The sequence below is a fragment of the Mesorhizobium sp. M0037 genome, assembly GCF_040323635.1.
GTDB lineage: Bacteria > Pseudomonadota > Alphaproteobacteria > Rhizobiales > Rhizobiaceae > Mesorhizobium.
Genome location: NZ_JAMYVB010000010.1, coordinates 72,623 through 87,062, shown reverse-complemented (window position 1 = coordinate 87,062; position 14,440 = coordinate 72,623). Strand labels below are relative to the sequence as shown.

16 protein-coding genes are annotated in these 14,440 nt (G+C 61.6%); 2 read left to right on the top strand and 14 right to left on the bottom strand.

The genetic code is table 11. From position 1 onward, the window contains the following. Positions 1–9 precede the first annotated feature (9 nt). The 10 genes from lipA to eno all read right to left on the bottom strand — a co-directional run bounded on the left by lipA (position 10) and on the right by eno (position 9,938). Positions 10–975 carry a lipoyl synthase gene (gene lipA / locus NKJ78_RS16770; protein WP_023668921.1) on the bottom strand — a complete coding sequence of 322 codons (966 nt, stop codon included), beginning with the start codon at positions 973–975 and terminating at the stop codon, positions 10–12. A 208-nt stretch (positions 976–1,183) separates the two neighbouring features. Further along, the gene (locus NKJ78_RS16765) at positions 1,184–1,441 is read right to left on the bottom strand and encodes a GlsB/YeaQ/YmgE family stress response membrane protein (RefSeq protein WP_023668920.1); all 258 of its coding nucleotides are present in this window, start codon (positions 1,439–1,441) and stop codon (positions 1,184–1,186) included. A 102-nt stretch (positions 1,442–1,543) separates the two neighbouring features. Continuing rightward, complete coding sequence (gene lpdA, locus NKJ78_RS16760; RefSeq protein WP_023696093.1) at positions 1,544–2,992, bottom strand: dihydrolipoyl dehydrogenase; 1,449 nt, start codon at positions 2,990–2,992, stop codon at positions 1,544–1,546. A gap of 21 nt (positions 2,993–3,013) precedes the next feature. Further along, positions 3,014–3,655 carry an SGNH/GDSL hydrolase family protein gene (locus NKJ78_RS16755; protein ID WP_023738879.1) on the bottom strand — a complete coding sequence of 214 codons (642 nt, stop codon included), beginning with the start codon at positions 3,653–3,655 and terminating at the stop codon, positions 3,014–3,016. Beyond that, the gene (locus tag NKJ78_RS16750) at positions 3,652–4,071 is read right to left on the bottom strand and encodes a hypothetical protein (RefSeq protein ID WP_023738880.1); all 420 of its coding nucleotides are present in this window, start codon (positions 4,069–4,071) and stop codon (positions 3,652–3,654) included. Before NKJ78_RS16750 ends, NKJ78_RS16755 begins: the two co-directional genes overlap by 4 nt. 14 nt (positions 4,072–4,085) lie before the next feature. Continuing rightward, positions 4,086–5,504, bottom strand: a complete 1,419-nt coding sequence (locus NKJ78_RS16745; RefSeq protein ID WP_023738881.1) for a pyruvate dehydrogenase complex dihydrolipoamide acetyltransferase — start codon at positions 5,502–5,504, stop codon at positions 4,086–4,088. 18 nt (positions 5,505–5,522) lie between these two features. Next, on the bottom strand, positions 5,523–6,944 hold the full coding sequence (locus NKJ78_RS16740) for a pyruvate dehydrogenase complex E1 component subunit beta (RefSeq protein ID WP_023696091.1): 1,422 nt from the start codon (positions 6,942–6,944) through the stop codon (positions 5,523–5,525). A 15-nt stretch (positions 6,945–6,959) separates the two neighbouring features. Then, entirely contained in the window at positions 6,960–8,006 is a 1,047-nt protein-coding gene (pdhA, locus tag NKJ78_RS16735; protein WP_023682559.1) for a pyruvate dehydrogenase (acetyl-transferring) E1 component subunit alpha, read from the bottom strand. A 195-nt stretch (positions 8,007–8,201) separates the two neighbouring features. Further along, positions 8,202–8,525 (bottom strand): FtsB family cell division protein, encoded by a 324-nt coding sequence (locus tag NKJ78_RS16730; protein WP_023805233.1) that lies wholly within the window; start codon positions 8,523–8,525, stop codon positions 8,202–8,204. 138 nt (positions 8,526–8,663) lie between these two features. Then, positions 8,664–9,938, bottom strand: coding sequence for a phosphopyruvate hydratase (gene eno / locus NKJ78_RS16725; protein ID WP_023682561.1), 1,275 nt, complete (start codon positions 9,936–9,938; stop codon positions 8,664–8,666). A 103-nt stretch (positions 9,939–10,041) separates the two neighbouring features. Here eno and NKJ78_RS16720 point away from each other — a divergent pair, with 103 nt between their 5' ends. Both NKJ78_RS16720 and NKJ78_RS16715 read left to right on the top strand, forming a co-directional pair. Beyond that, on the top strand, positions 10,042–11,622 hold the full coding sequence (locus NKJ78_RS16720) for a glycoside hydrolase family 19 protein (RefSeq protein ID WP_352459013.1): 1,581 nt from the start codon (positions 10,042–10,044) through the stop codon (positions 11,620–11,622). 109 nt (positions 11,623–11,731) lie between these two features. Beyond that, on the top strand, positions 11,732–11,854 hold the full coding sequence (locus tag NKJ78_RS16715; RefSeq protein WP_023668910.1) for a hypothetical protein: 123 nt from the start codon (positions 11,732–11,734) through the stop codon (positions 11,852–11,854). 82 nt (positions 11,855–11,936) lie between these two features. Here NKJ78_RS16715 and NKJ78_RS16710 read toward each other — a convergent pair whose 3' ends face one another. From NKJ78_RS16710 to NKJ78_RS16695, 4 genes are all read right to left on the bottom strand, one after another. After that, the gene (locus NKJ78_RS16710) at positions 11,937–12,302 is read right to left on the bottom strand and encodes a PRC-barrel domain-containing protein (protein ID WP_023668909.1); all 366 of its coding nucleotides are present in this window, start codon (positions 12,300–12,302) and stop codon (positions 11,937–11,939) included. Positions 12,303–12,386: 84 nt separating this feature from the next. Next, positions 12,387–12,590, bottom strand: coding sequence for a dodecin family protein (locus NKJ78_RS16705; protein WP_023668908.1), 204 nt, complete (start codon positions 12,588–12,590; stop codon positions 12,387–12,389). Positions 12,591–12,687: 97 nt separating this feature from the next. Next, positions 12,688–13,566: a 3-deoxy-8-phosphooctulonate synthase gene (kdsA, locus tag NKJ78_RS16700; protein WP_027050832.1), complete on the bottom strand. Its 879-nt coding sequence runs from the start codon at positions 13,564–13,566 to the stop codon at positions 12,688–12,690. After that, positions 13,563–14,435, bottom strand: coding sequence for a VOC family protein (locus tag NKJ78_RS16695; RefSeq protein WP_023738883.1), 873 nt, complete (start codon positions 14,433–14,435; stop codon positions 13,563–13,565). Before NKJ78_RS16695 ends, kdsA begins: the two co-directional genes overlap by 4 nt. Positions 14,436–14,440 lie beyond the last annotated feature (5 nt).

Genomic DNA, 14,440 nt, shown 5'->3' with positions numbered 1-14,440 from the left:
AAGCAGGATTTAACTGGCTTTTTTGAGCTGCGCCTCACGCGCCGCCCGCAGCCTGGCGAAATCGTCACCGGCATGATGCGAGGAGCGCGTCAGCGGGCTCGACGCCACCAGCAGGAAACCCTTGGTCTTGCCGATCGTCGCGAAGGAGCTGAATTCCTCCGGCGTGACGAAGCGGATCACCGGGTGGTGCTTCTTCGACGGCTGCAGATACTGGCCAATGGTCATGAAGTCGACATTGGCCGAGCGCAGGTCATCCATCAGCTGCAGGATCTCGTTGCGCTCTTCGCCGAGGCCGACCATGATGCCGGACTTGGTGAAGATCGACGGATCGAGCTCCTTGACCCGCTGCAACAGCCGGATCGAGTGGAAATAGCGGGCACCCGGCCGCACCGTCAGGTAGTTCGACGGCACGGTTTCGAGATTGTGGTTGAAGACATCGGGCTTGGCCGCCACGACGATCTCCAGCGCGCCCTCCTTGCGCAGGAAATCGGGCGTCAGGATTTCGATCGTGGTCAAGGGCGTCGCTGCTCGGATCGCCCGGATAACCTCGGCGAAATGCTGCGCGCCGCCATCGGCGAGATCATCGCGGTCGACCGAGGTGATGACGACATGGGTCAGCCCCATCTGCTTGACGGCATGCGCGACACGCGCCGGCTCATCGGCATCGAGCGCGGTGGGAATGCCGGTGGCGACATTGCAGAAGGCACAAGCGCGCGTGCAGATCTCGCCCATGATCATGAAGGTGGCGTGCTTCTTTTCCCAGCACTCGCCGATATTGGGGCAGCCGGCCTCTTCGCACACCGTGACCAGCTTGTGCGACTTCACGATCTCGCGGGTTTCGGCATAGCCCTTCGACATCGGCGCCTTGACGCGGATCCAGTCGGGTTTGCGCAGCACGTCCTGATCAGGCTTGTGTGCCTTCTCGGGGTGCCGCAGGCGCGGCGCGTTGGCGATCGTGTCGAGGACGGTGACCATCTCAAACCTGACTTGTTGGCGTCCGCCCGTCGGCGTCAGCCTTCAGAACGTCACTTAAGACTTTTCGGAGCAAAGAAAAAGGCTGCGGTGGCGCATGCCGCCACAGCCTTTTTCGCATAGCGGGGATCCAGAGCAATTCCAGGAAAAATGTGACACGGTTTTCCGTCCGGAATTGCGTCAGAAGAACGAGATAAAACGGCGAGCCGTTTTAGCGGCGTATCAGCCGCCCGGCAAAGATCAGCAGGCAGGCGCCGATGAAGCCGGTGATCAGGTAGGCGAGCCAGCCGACACCGAAGGGTTCGATGTTGAGCGCCCTGAGAATTGCGTTCAGCACCACCGCGCCGACAATGCCCATAATGATGTTCATCAAGACGCCGGTATTGCTCTTCATGACCATCTCGGCCAGCCACCCGGCCAAACCGCCGATGATGATGGCCGCAATCCAGCCCACGCCATTCACGTCCATATGCCAACTCCTCCAGTGTCAGGTGAAAATGCATCCGGAAACGAACTGTCTTGCCGTAAGGTTCCTCCGGCGCATGCGTCTGAGTCTCGCAGCACCAATTTATCACGCGTTGAGCGCACGGCCATAGGCATCAAGCACGCTTTCCTTCATCATCTCCGACAGCGTCGGATGCGGGAAGATGGTGTGCATCAGTTCTTCCTCGGTGGTCTCCAGGTTCATCGCCACGACAAAGCCCTGGATCAGCTCCGTCACCTCGGCGCCGACCATATGCGCGCCGAGCAGCTGGCCGGTCTTCTTTTCGAAGATGGTCTTGATGAAGCCCTGGTCCTCGCCAAGCGCGATCGCCTTGCCGTTGGCGCCGAACTGGAAGCGGCCGACACGAATGTCCTTGCCTTCGGCCTTGGCCTTGGCTTCGGTGAGCCCAACCGATGCGACCTGGGGGTTGCAATAGGTGCAGCCCGGGATCTTCAGCTTGTCTGTCGCATGCACGCCCGGGAAATTGGCGATCTTTTCGATGCAGACCACGCCCTCATGCTCAGCCTTGTGAGCCAGCATAGGCGGCCCGGCGACATCGCCGATGGCGTAGATGCCGGGCACATTGGTCTTGCCGTAACCGTCAATGACGACACAGCCGCGATCGGTCTTCACGCCGAGCGTCTCGAGGCCGAGATTCTCGATGTTGCCCTGCACGCCGACGGCCGAGATCATGCGGTCGGCGGTGATCTTCTCGACCTTGCCGTCCTTCATCTCGACATGTGCGGTAACCGAGTTGGTGCCCTTCTCGACCTTGGTCACCTTGGCCTCGAGGATGATTTTCATGCCCTGCTTCTCGAACTGCTTCTGCGCGAATTTCGAGACCTCGGCATCCTCGACCGGCATCACCGCCGGCAAAAGCTCGACCACCGTCACCTCGGCGCCCATGGTGCGGTAGAAGGAGGCGAACTCGATGCCGATGGCGCCCGAACCCATGACCAGCAGCGATTTCGGCATCTCCTTCGGCACCATCGCCTCGAAATAGGTCCAGATCAGTTTGCCGTCCGGCTCGATGCCGGGCAGCGCGCGCGGCCGGGCGCCGGTGGCGAGAATGATGTGCTTGGCGGTATAGGTCCCCTCGCCCTTGACGCCCTTCGGCACCGGCGGCTGCGGCTCCATCGGCTTCTTCGCCGTCTTGGAGACGACGATCTCACCGGGCTTGGAGAGCTTGGCCTCGCCCCAGATAACGTCGACCTTGTTCTTCTTCATCAGGAAGGCGACGCCGCCATTGAGCCTCAACGACACTTTGCGCGAGCGGTCGACGACAGCGGCGGTGTCGGCGCTGACCTTGCCGCCTTCGAGCTTCAGGCCGTAGTCTTTCAGATGATCGGAATAGTGCATGATCTCGGCCGAGCGCAGCAGCGCCTTGGTCGGGATGCAGCCCCAGTTGAGGCAGATGCCGCCGAGATGCTCGCGCTCGACGATGGCAGTCTTGAAGCCGAGCTGGGCGGAGCGCACCGCCGTGACATAGCCGCCGGGGCCCGAGCCGATGATTATAACGTCGTAGGATTCTGCCACGGGGTTTCTCCCTGATTTTCTCTAGAGTTCCAGCATCACACGCACCAATGGCGCCAATGCGTCACCTATATTGCGCGTGTTTTCGGCATCGAGATGGACCCCGTCGATCGGTGTGGTCTCGGCCACCGTGCCGGCATCGAAAAAGCCGCAGCCAGCCTCGTCGGCGAGCGCGGAATATTGCGGCGCCAGCCGCTTCGAGGCCTCGTCGCCGCCGGCAAACATTTCCTTGAATTCGGCATTGTCGGTGCGGCTGACCGCTGGTGGCGCGACGATCAGGATTTGCGGCGCGGCCCAGTCGAACGGATAATCGTGGCCGCGCACGATGTCGATCAGCCGCTGCACGCCCTGCTTGGCCGCGACCGGATTGCCGTGGATCCAGGGCTTCATGTCGTTGGCGCCGAGCATGATGATGATCAGGTCGAGCGGCGCATGGCTGGTCAGGATCGTCGGCAGCACCTTGGCGCCATTGCGGTCGGCACCAGCCAGGTGATCGTCGAAAGCCGTGGTGCGGCCGTTCAGACCTTCGGCAATGACTTCGATATCGTCGTCGCCCAACGCCGCCTTGAGCGCGCTCGGCCAGCGATCTTCCAGCGCATGACGCCCGAGGCTCGCCGCGTCATAGCCCCAGGTCAGGGAATCGCCGTAGCAGAGGATCGTCTTCATGCACCCGCACCCGCCTCCGCCCTAAGCCCGCGCCGCACGCGCCATCCAACGAACAGCCACTGCACAATGACCGTGGCGATGCTCGGCAACACCAGGCCGGCGCCAAAATGAAGATCGCCCGACCACTGGGCCTTGCCCGGCGGCTGCGAGAAGGTCCAGGCGATCAGGCCGATTCCGGCCAGCACGAACAACGCAATCCCAACAAGCCCCGTCAGGTTTATCGCCCTTTGCGGGTTTGGCACCAACTGCGCGATGAAAAACGCCACCGTCGCAACGATGGTGACCAGCGCCGAAACCATGAAGACCAGGATGTATTCGGAATTCGCATTGGTGACGATTGCCAGCCACAGCGCCACCAGCCCGCCGGCCAGGCCGGAAAGGATCAGGGCGAAAAGGCTGGTGACGAATTTCCGCACAGCCTTTTTCCTTCCTAGACCAGCATGCCCATCGGATTTTCGATCATGCGCTTGAAGGCGACCAGAAGTTCGGCGCCGAGCGCACCGTCGACGGCGCGGTGATCGGTCGACAGCGTCACCGACATGATATTGGCGATTTTGATCTCGCCGTTCTTGACCACCGGCCGCTGCTCGCCGGCACCCACCGCCAGGATCGTCGCATGCGGCGGGTTGATGACGGCGGCAAAGTCCTTGATGCCGAACATGCCGAGATTGGAAACCGCCGTCGTGCCGCCTTGATATTCCTCAGGCTTCAGCTTGCGGCTGCGGGCACGGCTCGCCAGATCCTTCATCTCGTTGGAGATGGTGGACAGCGTCTTTTCGTCGGCGTGGCGGATGATCGGCGTGATCAGGCCGCCGGGGATCGACACGGCAACGCCGACATCGGCGTGCTTGTGCTTGACCATGGCGCTTTCGGTCCACGATGCATTGGCATCCGGCACCGCCATCAGCGCCATCGCCATCGCCTTGATCACCATGTCGTTGACCGAGAGTTTGTAGACGGGAGCCTCGCCCTTGTCGGTCTTCTTCGTCGGAGCAGCCGCATTGATCTGTGTGCGCAGCGCCAGCAGCGCATCGAGCTCGCAGTCGAGTGTCAGGTAAAAATGCGGAATGGTGGTCTTGGCCTCGACCAGCCGGCGCGCAATGGTCTTGCGCATATTGTCGTGCGGGACGAGCTCATAGGACCCTTCGGCAAACAGCTTCAGCACCTGTTCGTCCGACATCGCCTTGGGTGCCGGAGCCGGCGCAGACGCCGGAGCGCCGGCAGATGCTGCTTTCGCGGCGGGCGCGGCCTTGGCGCCGCCACCGGCGATCGCCGCCTCGACATCGGCCTTGACGACGCGGCCATGCGGACCGGTGCCGGTCACGGCGGACACGTCCACACCAGCATCCTTGGCAATGCGACGAGCCAGCGGCGAGGCAAAGGTGCGCTCGCCTGACGGTTGGCTGATCTCCCCCTTTGTGGGGGAGATGGCCGGCAGGCCAGAGGGGGGCGCGACAGACTGAGAGGTCGGCGGGGCAGCGCCCCCCTCTGTCGACTTCGTCGACATCTCCCCCACGGGTGGGGAGATTGACGCCTTATCCTGCTTGGCATCGGCTTTCGCGGGCGCGGCATCGCCGCCGCCCTTTGCCGCTGCACCAGCATCCTCGCCTTCGCCGGCCAGAATGGCGATCAGCGCGTTGACCTTGACGCCTTCGGTGCCGGCCGGAACGACCAGCTTGGCGACCGTGCCCTCATCGACGGCCTCGACTTCCATCGTCGCCTTGTCGGTCTCGATCTCGGCGATCACGTCGCCCGGCGTAACCTTGTCGCCTTCCTTGACCAACCACTTGGAAAGATTGCCCTCTTCCATCGTGGGCGACAGCGCCGGCATGGTGATGTTGATTGGCATGATGTCCTCCCGACCGGCTCAGCGATACGTGACGGCTTTGACCGCCTCGATGACCTCGCCGACATTGGGCAAGGCCAGCTTTTCGAGGTTCGCCGCATAGGGCATCGGCACGTCCTTGCCGGCGATGGTGATGACCGGCGCGTCGAGGAAATCGAAGGCGCGCTGCGACACCTGATTGGCGATGTGGTCGCCGACCGAGCTTTGCGGGAAACCTTCTTCCACCACGATCAGGCGGTTGGTCTTTTTTACGGAGGCAATGACGGTGTCGAGGTCGAGCGGGCGGATGGTCCGGAGATCGATGATCTCGGCATCGATGCCCATGCCGCGCAGTTCGGCTTCCGCCTTGATGGCGTAGGTCATGCCGATGCCGAACGAGACGATGGTGACGTCCTTGCCCTGCTTGTGAATGCGCGCCTTGCCGATCGGCAGCACGAAATCATCGAGCTTCGGCACGTCGAAGGACTGGCCGTAGAGGATTTCGTTTTCAAGGAAGATGACCGGGTTCGGATCGCGGATCGCCGCCTTGAGCAGGCCCTTGGCGTCGGCAGCCGTGTACGGCATCACCACCTTCAGGCCGGGAATATGGCTGTACCAGGCGGCATAGCACTGCGAATGCTGGGCGCCGACGCGGGCGGCAGCCCCGTTCGGGCCGCGGAACACGATCGGCGCGCCCATCTGGCCGCCCGACATATAGAGCGTCTTGGCGGCGGAGTTGATGATCTGGTCGATCGCTTGCATGGCGAAATTAAAGGTCATGAATTCGACGATCGGCTTCAGGCCGGCCATTGCCGCACCCACGCCGACGCCGGCAAAGCCATGCTCGGTGATCGGCGTGTCGACCACGCGGCGCGGCCCGAATTCCTGCAGCAGGCCTTGCGTGATCTTGTAGGCGCCCTGGTATTCCGCGACCTCCTCGCCCATGACGAAGACATCGCCGTCGCGGCGCATTTCCTCGGCCATGGCATCGCGCAAGGCCTCGCGCACCGTGGTCGAGACCATCTCGGTGCCGGCGGGAATATCGGGATCGGCCGCAGGTTTGGCCGCCGGAGCGGCGGGAACTGCCTTCGGAGCCTCGCCGGCATCCTGGGGAGCCGCTTTTGAACCTTCCTCGGCTGCATCGGTCCGCTGACCGCCAGCGGAAACGGCATCCTGGGTGGAGGCAGGCTTGCCGCTCTTTTCGACATCGCCTGCACTTTCACCGTCCTGCAGCAACACGGCGATCACCGCATTGACCTTGACGCCTTCGGTGCCTGCGGGAACCACGATCTTGCCGATCGTGCCTTCATCGACGGCCTCGACTTCCATCGTCGCCTTGTCGGTTTCGATCTCGGCGATGACATCACCGGCGACGACCTTGTCGCCCTCGTTCTTCAACCACTTGGAAAGATTGCCCTCTTCCATGGTCGGCGAGAGAGCGGGCATGAGAATTTCGATCGGCATGTCCTTGCCCTCCCGTTACAATACGATGTCGGTCCAGAGCTCGGACGGATCCGGCTCTGCGTCGTGCTGGGCAAATTCGGCAGCGTCGGCGACGATGTCGCGGACTTCCTTGTCGATGTTCTTGAGCTCGTCCTCGGTCGCCCACTTCTTGGCCGTCAGCCGCGCCTTGACCTGCTCGATCGGATCATGATCCGAGCGCATCTTCTGCACTTCTTCCTTGGAGCGGTATTTCGCGGGATCCGACATCGAGTGACCGCGATAGCGATAGGTCTGCATCTCGAGGATGATCGGACCGTTGCCGGCACGGCACCATTCGGTCGCCTGATCGCCGGCGGATTTGACCGCACGCACATCCATGCCGTCGACCTGAATGCCGGGAATCTTGAACGAGGCGCCGCGATGCGAAAAATTGGTTTCGGCCGACGAGCGCGACACCGAAGTGCCCATGGCGTAGCGGTTGTTCTCGATGATGTAGATCACCGGCAGCTTCCACAGCGAGGCCATGTTGAAGCTTTCATAGACCTGACCCTGATTGGCAGCGCCATCGCCGAAATAGGTCAGCGACACATTGTTGTTGTCGCGGTAGCGGTTGGCGAAGGCGAGACCGGTGCCGAGCGAGACCTGCGCGCCGACAATGCCGTGGCCGCCGTAAAAATGCTTCTCCTTGGAGAACATGTGCATGGAGCCGCCCTTGCCCCTCGACAGGCCACCACGGCGTCCGGTCAGCTCTGCCATGACGCCCCGCGGTGACAGTTCCATCGCCAGCATGTGGCCATGGTCGCGATAGGCGGTGATCATCTGGTCGCCGTTGATCAGCGACATCTTCATGCCGGTGACGACCGCTTCCTGGCCGATATAGAGGTGGCAGAAGCCGCCGATAAAGCCCATGCCGTAGAGCTGGCCGGCCTTTTCCTCGAAGCGACGGATAAGCAGCATGTGCCGGTAGGCGGCAAGCTCCTCGTCCTTGGTGAAGTCGGCCGGCTTGGGGGCGGAAAGCCCCGTTGATTTGGCGGATGTCGATTTAACGGATTTGGCAGGCGCTTTTTTGGCGGCGGTGGCCATGCATCACTCCCTGTTGGCGTCTCTTCGCGGACACTAAAGCAGACCATGTCTGCTCCGGGGAGGATCAGCTCCTCCCCACCGATTGGAAGGAAGCTAACATGCGAGACCGTGTTTCGCCATGCAGAAAAACGCATGGCTGGCATGCGCCTAAACGCCCAGAATCATTAGAGATAACAGCGATTAACCGAAATTCGGTTATTTCGAATTGGCCGGCAGCATGATGGTGATTTCATCGGGCTGGGACAGATTGAGCGCCCGGCGTGCCTGCTCGTCGAGCATATCCTTTTCGAGCGTGCCCTCATGCAATAGCTGGACGCGCCGCTCCAGATCGATCCGGCGCGCCTTGATGGCATCGTACTTGGCCTGCAATTCGATGGTCTGCGCTTCGAGCTGATATTTGGAATTGATGCCGAACTCGCCATGATAGGCATGGAAGCCGAAATAGGCCAGGAACGCCACGCAAAGCGACGGGATGATCAGCCGGCCGGTGTTTCTCTGCTTGTGCTGGCGTGTCCACATGGTCGCAATCCTTTGACCGCCATTTGTCGCTCGATTGTGCTTAATGGACGGTTACGGACAGGTGCATTAGCCAGCGGCCGCAACGAAAAAGGGCGGGAAAATCCCGCCCTTCCATCGTTTTCGCCAGTTCGGCAGAATTTAGGCTTTGACCACCGACTTGCCAGCGTAGCGCGCCTGCTTGCCGAGCTCTTCCTCGATGCGGATCAGCTGGTTGTACTTGGCCATGCGATCCGAGCGCGACAGCGAACCGGTCTTGATCTGCCCGCAATTGGTGGCGACGGCGAGGTCGGCGATGGTCGAATCCTCGGTTTCGCCCGAACGGTGCGACATGACTGCGGTGTAGCCTGCCTTATGCGCGGTCTCGACAGCGTCGAGCGTTTCGGTAAGCGAGCCGATCTGGTTGACCTTGACCAGGATCGAATTGGCGACACCCATGCGGATGCCGTCGCGCAGCCGCGCCGTGTTGGTGACGAAGAGGTCGTCGCCAACCAGCTGCGTCTTGTTGCCGATCAAATCGGTCAGGTACTTCCAGCCCTCCCAGTCGTCCTCGGCCAGGCCGTCCTCGATCGAGATGATCGGATAGTCGGCGGCGAGCTTGGCCAGGTACTTGGCCTGCGCCTTGGGATCGCGGGTCTTCTTCTCGCCCTCATAGACGTAATTGCCGTCCTTGAAGAATTCGGTCGCCGCACAGTCGAGACCGAGCGCGATCTCTTCGCCCGGCTTGAAGCCGGCCTTCTCGATTGATTCCATGATGAAATCGAGCGCCACCGGCGCACTCTTCAGATTGGGCGCGAAGCCGCCTTCGTCGCCGACATTGGTGTTGTGGCCGGCATCCTTGAGCTTCTTGCGCAGCGTGTGGAAGATTTCCGAGCCCCAGCGCACGCCTTCGCGCAGCGTCGGCGCGCCGACCGGCAGGATCATGAATTCCTGGAAATCGATCGGATTGTCGGCATGCGCGCCGCCGTTGATGATGTTCATCATGGGCACCGGCAGCAAATGCGCCTTGGTGCCGCCGACATAGCGGTAGAGTGGCAGGCCGGCGGCTTCCGCTGCTGCCTTGGCGACCGCCAGCGAAACGCCGAGAATGGCGTTGGCGCCGAGCCGGCTCTTGTTGGGCGTGCCGTCGAGCTCGATCATGGTCTGGTCAATGTGGATCTGGTTCTCGGCTTCCATGCCGCCGATCGCCTCGAACAGCTCGCCATTGACGGCCTCGACCGCCTTGAGCACGCCCTTGCCGAGATAGCGGGCGCCACCGTCGCGCAGTTCGACGGCCTCATGCGCGCCGGTCGACGCGCCGGACGGCACCGCGGCGCGGCCCATCGAGCCGTCTTCGAGAACGACGTCGACCTCGACGGTCGGATTTCCACGGCTGTCCAGGATTTCACGCCCGACAATGTCGATGATGGCGGTCATTGCGATGTCCCCGATTGATCGATTGAAAGCGTCGCGCCCCTCTTAGCCAAAGTGCCGCAAAAGGCAATCAGGAATGGCATGAAATAATAGTGACGATCGCCCCATGCGCTCAGGCCGTGGGGCATGGGCGACGCCATCTGAACGCAAACAGCCCGCCCTGACGTCATATGTCTGGCGCCGCATGGGGCGGGTGCCCCTCCCCTTTGATCGCGGCAATCCCTTATCACAAAATACCAGGCGGCACGCAAACTCCAGCAGATGCTTCAAAAGAGGCTACCGCCAACGTGACAAACTTCACAATGCAGAGAATTCGAAGATGTTAGCGTCACATCTACAACGCGAACTATTTGGCGACCACAGTGAAATCAACACACTTGAACTCTTTGGGGAGGCGGCAATGGCAGCGATTTCAGGCACTGGCTGGGAACTTCTTATTAGCCGCAAAGTCGAGCATATGAGGGGCACCAGACGCAGGACGGTTGGTACCTATAAAGTCTTCCACAACGGCACGGCAGTAACGGGTCTATCGGGGTTCGTGTGTGAATCTCGCGGCCCAGGCGACAATTCCAAAGAAGACAATGGCAGGCGCATCGAGCCCGGCACCTATCCGCTGGCGACACAGGCCGGAGGCAAATATGTGACCATAGGCTACACTGGCGCCAAGACGCCACCCAAACCTGGACTCGAACTGCTGAAGACCAACAAGCGCACCGAAATCCTGATCCATCCGGGCGTCAATTTCCTGTCCAGCGTCGGATGCATCAACCCGACGAAGAAGGTGAGTGGTCCGCTTTCCGACATGGATTTCACGGAGAGCCGGACACGCGTAATCGCCCTCATTGACGATCTGAAAACCTTTGCCGGCGGTGGCTTCCCGAAAAGCAACGGCAAGCGAATTCCCAATGCTTCGGTGGTCGTCGAAGGCGAACCGGTGCTGTCGACCGAGAGTGTCGAGAGCGTGCTCGAAGCGGTTGCGGGCGATCCGAACAAGGGTTTGCCGGCAGCGGTCTTCCAGAAATTCGCGCCGAGACCGACAAGCGGTTCCAAGCGAACAATCTATGACGGTTACATCGGCGCCTTTACCTCCGACAAGGGCCTCAAGACACTTGGCGATCATGGCGTGTGCAACAATTATGATCGGCTGATGCATTTCTTCGCTCAAGCGGCGATGGAAACCGGTGGCTTCACCCTCATTCGCGAATCCCTGTCCTACACGACCGTGGCGGCAATCCGGAAAGCATGGAGGTCGCGAGCCGCGGGCAAGACCGATCAGTGGATCGAGGACAACCTGCTGCGCAAGCCGCAAGCCCTGGGCGACTGGGCCTATGGCGACCGCATGGGCAATGTGAAAGGAACGTTGGACGGCTTTAATTTCCGCGGCGGCGGTACGTTCCAGACCACCGGACGCGACGCGTACACGGCCAAGGGCAAGCTCGCCAAGGTCGACCTCGCCAATCATCCTGAACTGATCGAGGATCCGCAGATTTCGCTGCTCGCAGCTTGCGCCGAATGGAAAGGCTCAGGCTGCAATGCCTTTGCTGATTCCGGCCTGATCAAAAAGATCTCGCGCGCGATCAACGTCGGCAACGCCAATTCAACCACGCAGGCCAATGGCGAAGCGGATCGGATCGCCTGGCACGAAAAGGTTTTCAAGGCGGTGAAGAATGCCGGACTCCTCGGCTGAGCATGCCTCGGATCACGTTCGACAACACCACGTCATCATAATTCAGAGATAACAATCTCTGTGTCGACTAGGATGGTGATGCGCGGGGCGAAACAGGAGGAGTTTCGCCATGTCCGAGTTGAGCGGTATCGTGAGTTTGTTCCTGATCGCGGCGGCGTTCCTGACGTCCTGCGATACGCAGCAGCCGCCAAGGGCGGCGACGCAGCTGTCCACGTTTCATGCGGCAGAATAATTTAGAAACTGTCGGGTTGCACTGAAAAGGCCCCCGTTTCGGAATTCGGGGGCCTTTTCACGTCAGGCGTCAGCGCAGCTGATCAATGCCAATACGGCGTGACCTTGTAGTAATCATAGGAAGCATCACGCGCGGCCTCGCCATCGGCGCCGGCCAGTTCATTGATCGAATAGGCGGGTGCTGCCTTCAGCTGCTCCTTCGAGAACGGCACGACATAGCCGCCCTTGTCCTCGTCATAGTCGAGGCTCGCCCACGGAATGGCGTGATACTTCTCGCCAATGCCGAGAAATCCACCGAACCCGATCACCGCGAACATGATGCCGTTCGACGTCTTGTCGAGCATGATGTCCTCGATGCTGCCGATGCTCGTGCCTTCGGTGTTGTAGACCGACGTGCCGATGACGCGCGAAGCGGCGATGGCTTCGGTGTGGCCTGTCTGGGTGGTCATGGCTGCTGCTCCTCATGTCGTTGATCGATACTTTGACAATGAGGGGCGCGGGCGAAAGTTCCCGTTCTTTCGAGCGGCGGGCGGTTACTCCGCGAGGATGAACGTCACCTTCATGTTGACGCGATAGGCCGCGATCCTGCCGTCCTCGACGACGATCTTCTGGTCCTGGATCCAGGCGCCTTCGACGTTCTTCAGGGTCTTTGAGGCGCGCTCAATCCCCTTCTCGATGGCGTCCTGAAAGCTCTTTTTCGACGACGACGTGATTTCGGTGACGCGGGCGACGGACATGGCTTCCTCCTGCCAAGACGCTCATTTGCAGCAGCGAGCCTACAGCCGGCTTATGCCTTCCACAAGCAGGGCAGCGCGCGCGCCATAGCCGAAACCATCAGCCTCGGTTCAGGTCAGCAGCATTCTTGGCGATGCGGTCGAATGCCATCAGTCTTTCGAGCAGCGCCGGCATGTCCTTCAGCGGCAGCATGTTGGGCCCGTCGGAGGAGGTCGAATTGTCGGGATCCTGGTGGGTCTCTATGAACACGCCGGCGACGCCGACGGCAACGGCAGCCCGCGCCAGCGTCTCGACAAAGCGGCGCTCGCCACCGGAGGAACCGCCCTGCCCGCCCGGCTGCTGCACCGAATGGGTGGCGTCGAAAATCACCGGCGCGCCGATCTCGGCCATCACGGGCAAAGCCCGCATGTCCGACACCAGCGTGTTGTAGCCGAAGGAAGCGCCGCGCTCGGTGGTCAGCACATTGGGGTTGCCGGAGCCGGTGATCTTGGCCACCACGTTCTTCATGTCCCAGGGCGCCAGGAACTGCCCCTTCTTGACGTTGATCACCTTGCCGGTCTTGGCGGCGGCGACCAGCATGTCGGTCTGGCGCGACAGGAACGCCGGAATCTGCAGCACATCGACATGGTGTGCGACGATCGCGCACTGCTCCTCGGTGTGGACATCGGTCAGAATGGGAACCGAAAATTCCTTGCGCAACTCGTCGAACACCGGAAGCGCCGCGTCCATGCCGGCGCCGCGCGTTGCCGACAGCGAGGTGCGGTTGGCCTTGTCGTAGCTGGTCTTGTAGACGAGGCCGATGCCGAGCTTGCCGGTCAGTTCCTTCAGCGCGCCGGCCATGTCGAAAGCGTGCTGGCGCGATTCGAACTGGCACGGGCCGGCGATCAACGCCAAGGGCCCGCTGTTGTCGAAGACGACGTTGCCGACGGTTACCGACGAATTCGGCGCCAGCGAATTGAGCCCTTGCGGCTTGCTCATGGGGTCTCCCGGAAGATGAAAGCCGCGCCCTGTCCGGATGCCGGCTGCACGACGATTTCGTTGCCCGCTATATCGTGCCCGACGGCGTTGTCTGCAAGCAGCCTCGCGACAGCGCCGACACTGCGGACTGAAAAGACAATCGCGGCGAAGCGAACTCTTGTCGGCGCACCGGCCGGAATGTCGAAGCGCGCGGTGAAAGCCGCAGGATCCAGAACGGTCAGACGCGCATTCGGCAGGTCGAAGACCGCGCTGCTCTGCTGCTCCGAGCCAACCACTGTCGAGATCAGGCTGATCTGTGTGGAAGGCACATCGCTGACCGCAACGACTTCGGCAATGCCGGTCACGCCGTTGGCATGGGCCTGCAGTGCCGTACGGTCGATTTGAGGGGCGTTGATCCGCTCGCAAGCGAACAGAAAGGCGTCCGTCGTCTCGGCGCCGGCGGCGAAAGCCAGTTTGAACGAGGCCATGTCGCTCTTTCCGGCCGTGTCGGTGAAGGCGCGGGAAAAGCTCAGCACGTCCCCCGCCGACAGACCGACCGAGACATAGCGCGCATGATCCGCATCGGCATCATCGGTGGCCAGCACCACGGCGGAAAAGCCCTCATCGCCCAGCCTGGCGCGATAGAGGCGGTCGCGCGCGACAAAGACATTGCCGCCGGCGATCGCACTCGCTGCCACCTGTTCATTCCCAACCGCTAGCGGTTCGAGATAGGTGCCGTCGGCAAGGAAGACGCAGCAATTTTCGGTGCCAAAGGGATGAACGCCGGTTGGCGCGACGATGAAGCCAAGCGATGTCAGCCGCGCCCACGCCACGGCGAGGCTCGCCGTCGGCAGCACCAGATGGTCAAGCGGATGGGTCGTGCTGGTCATGCCGG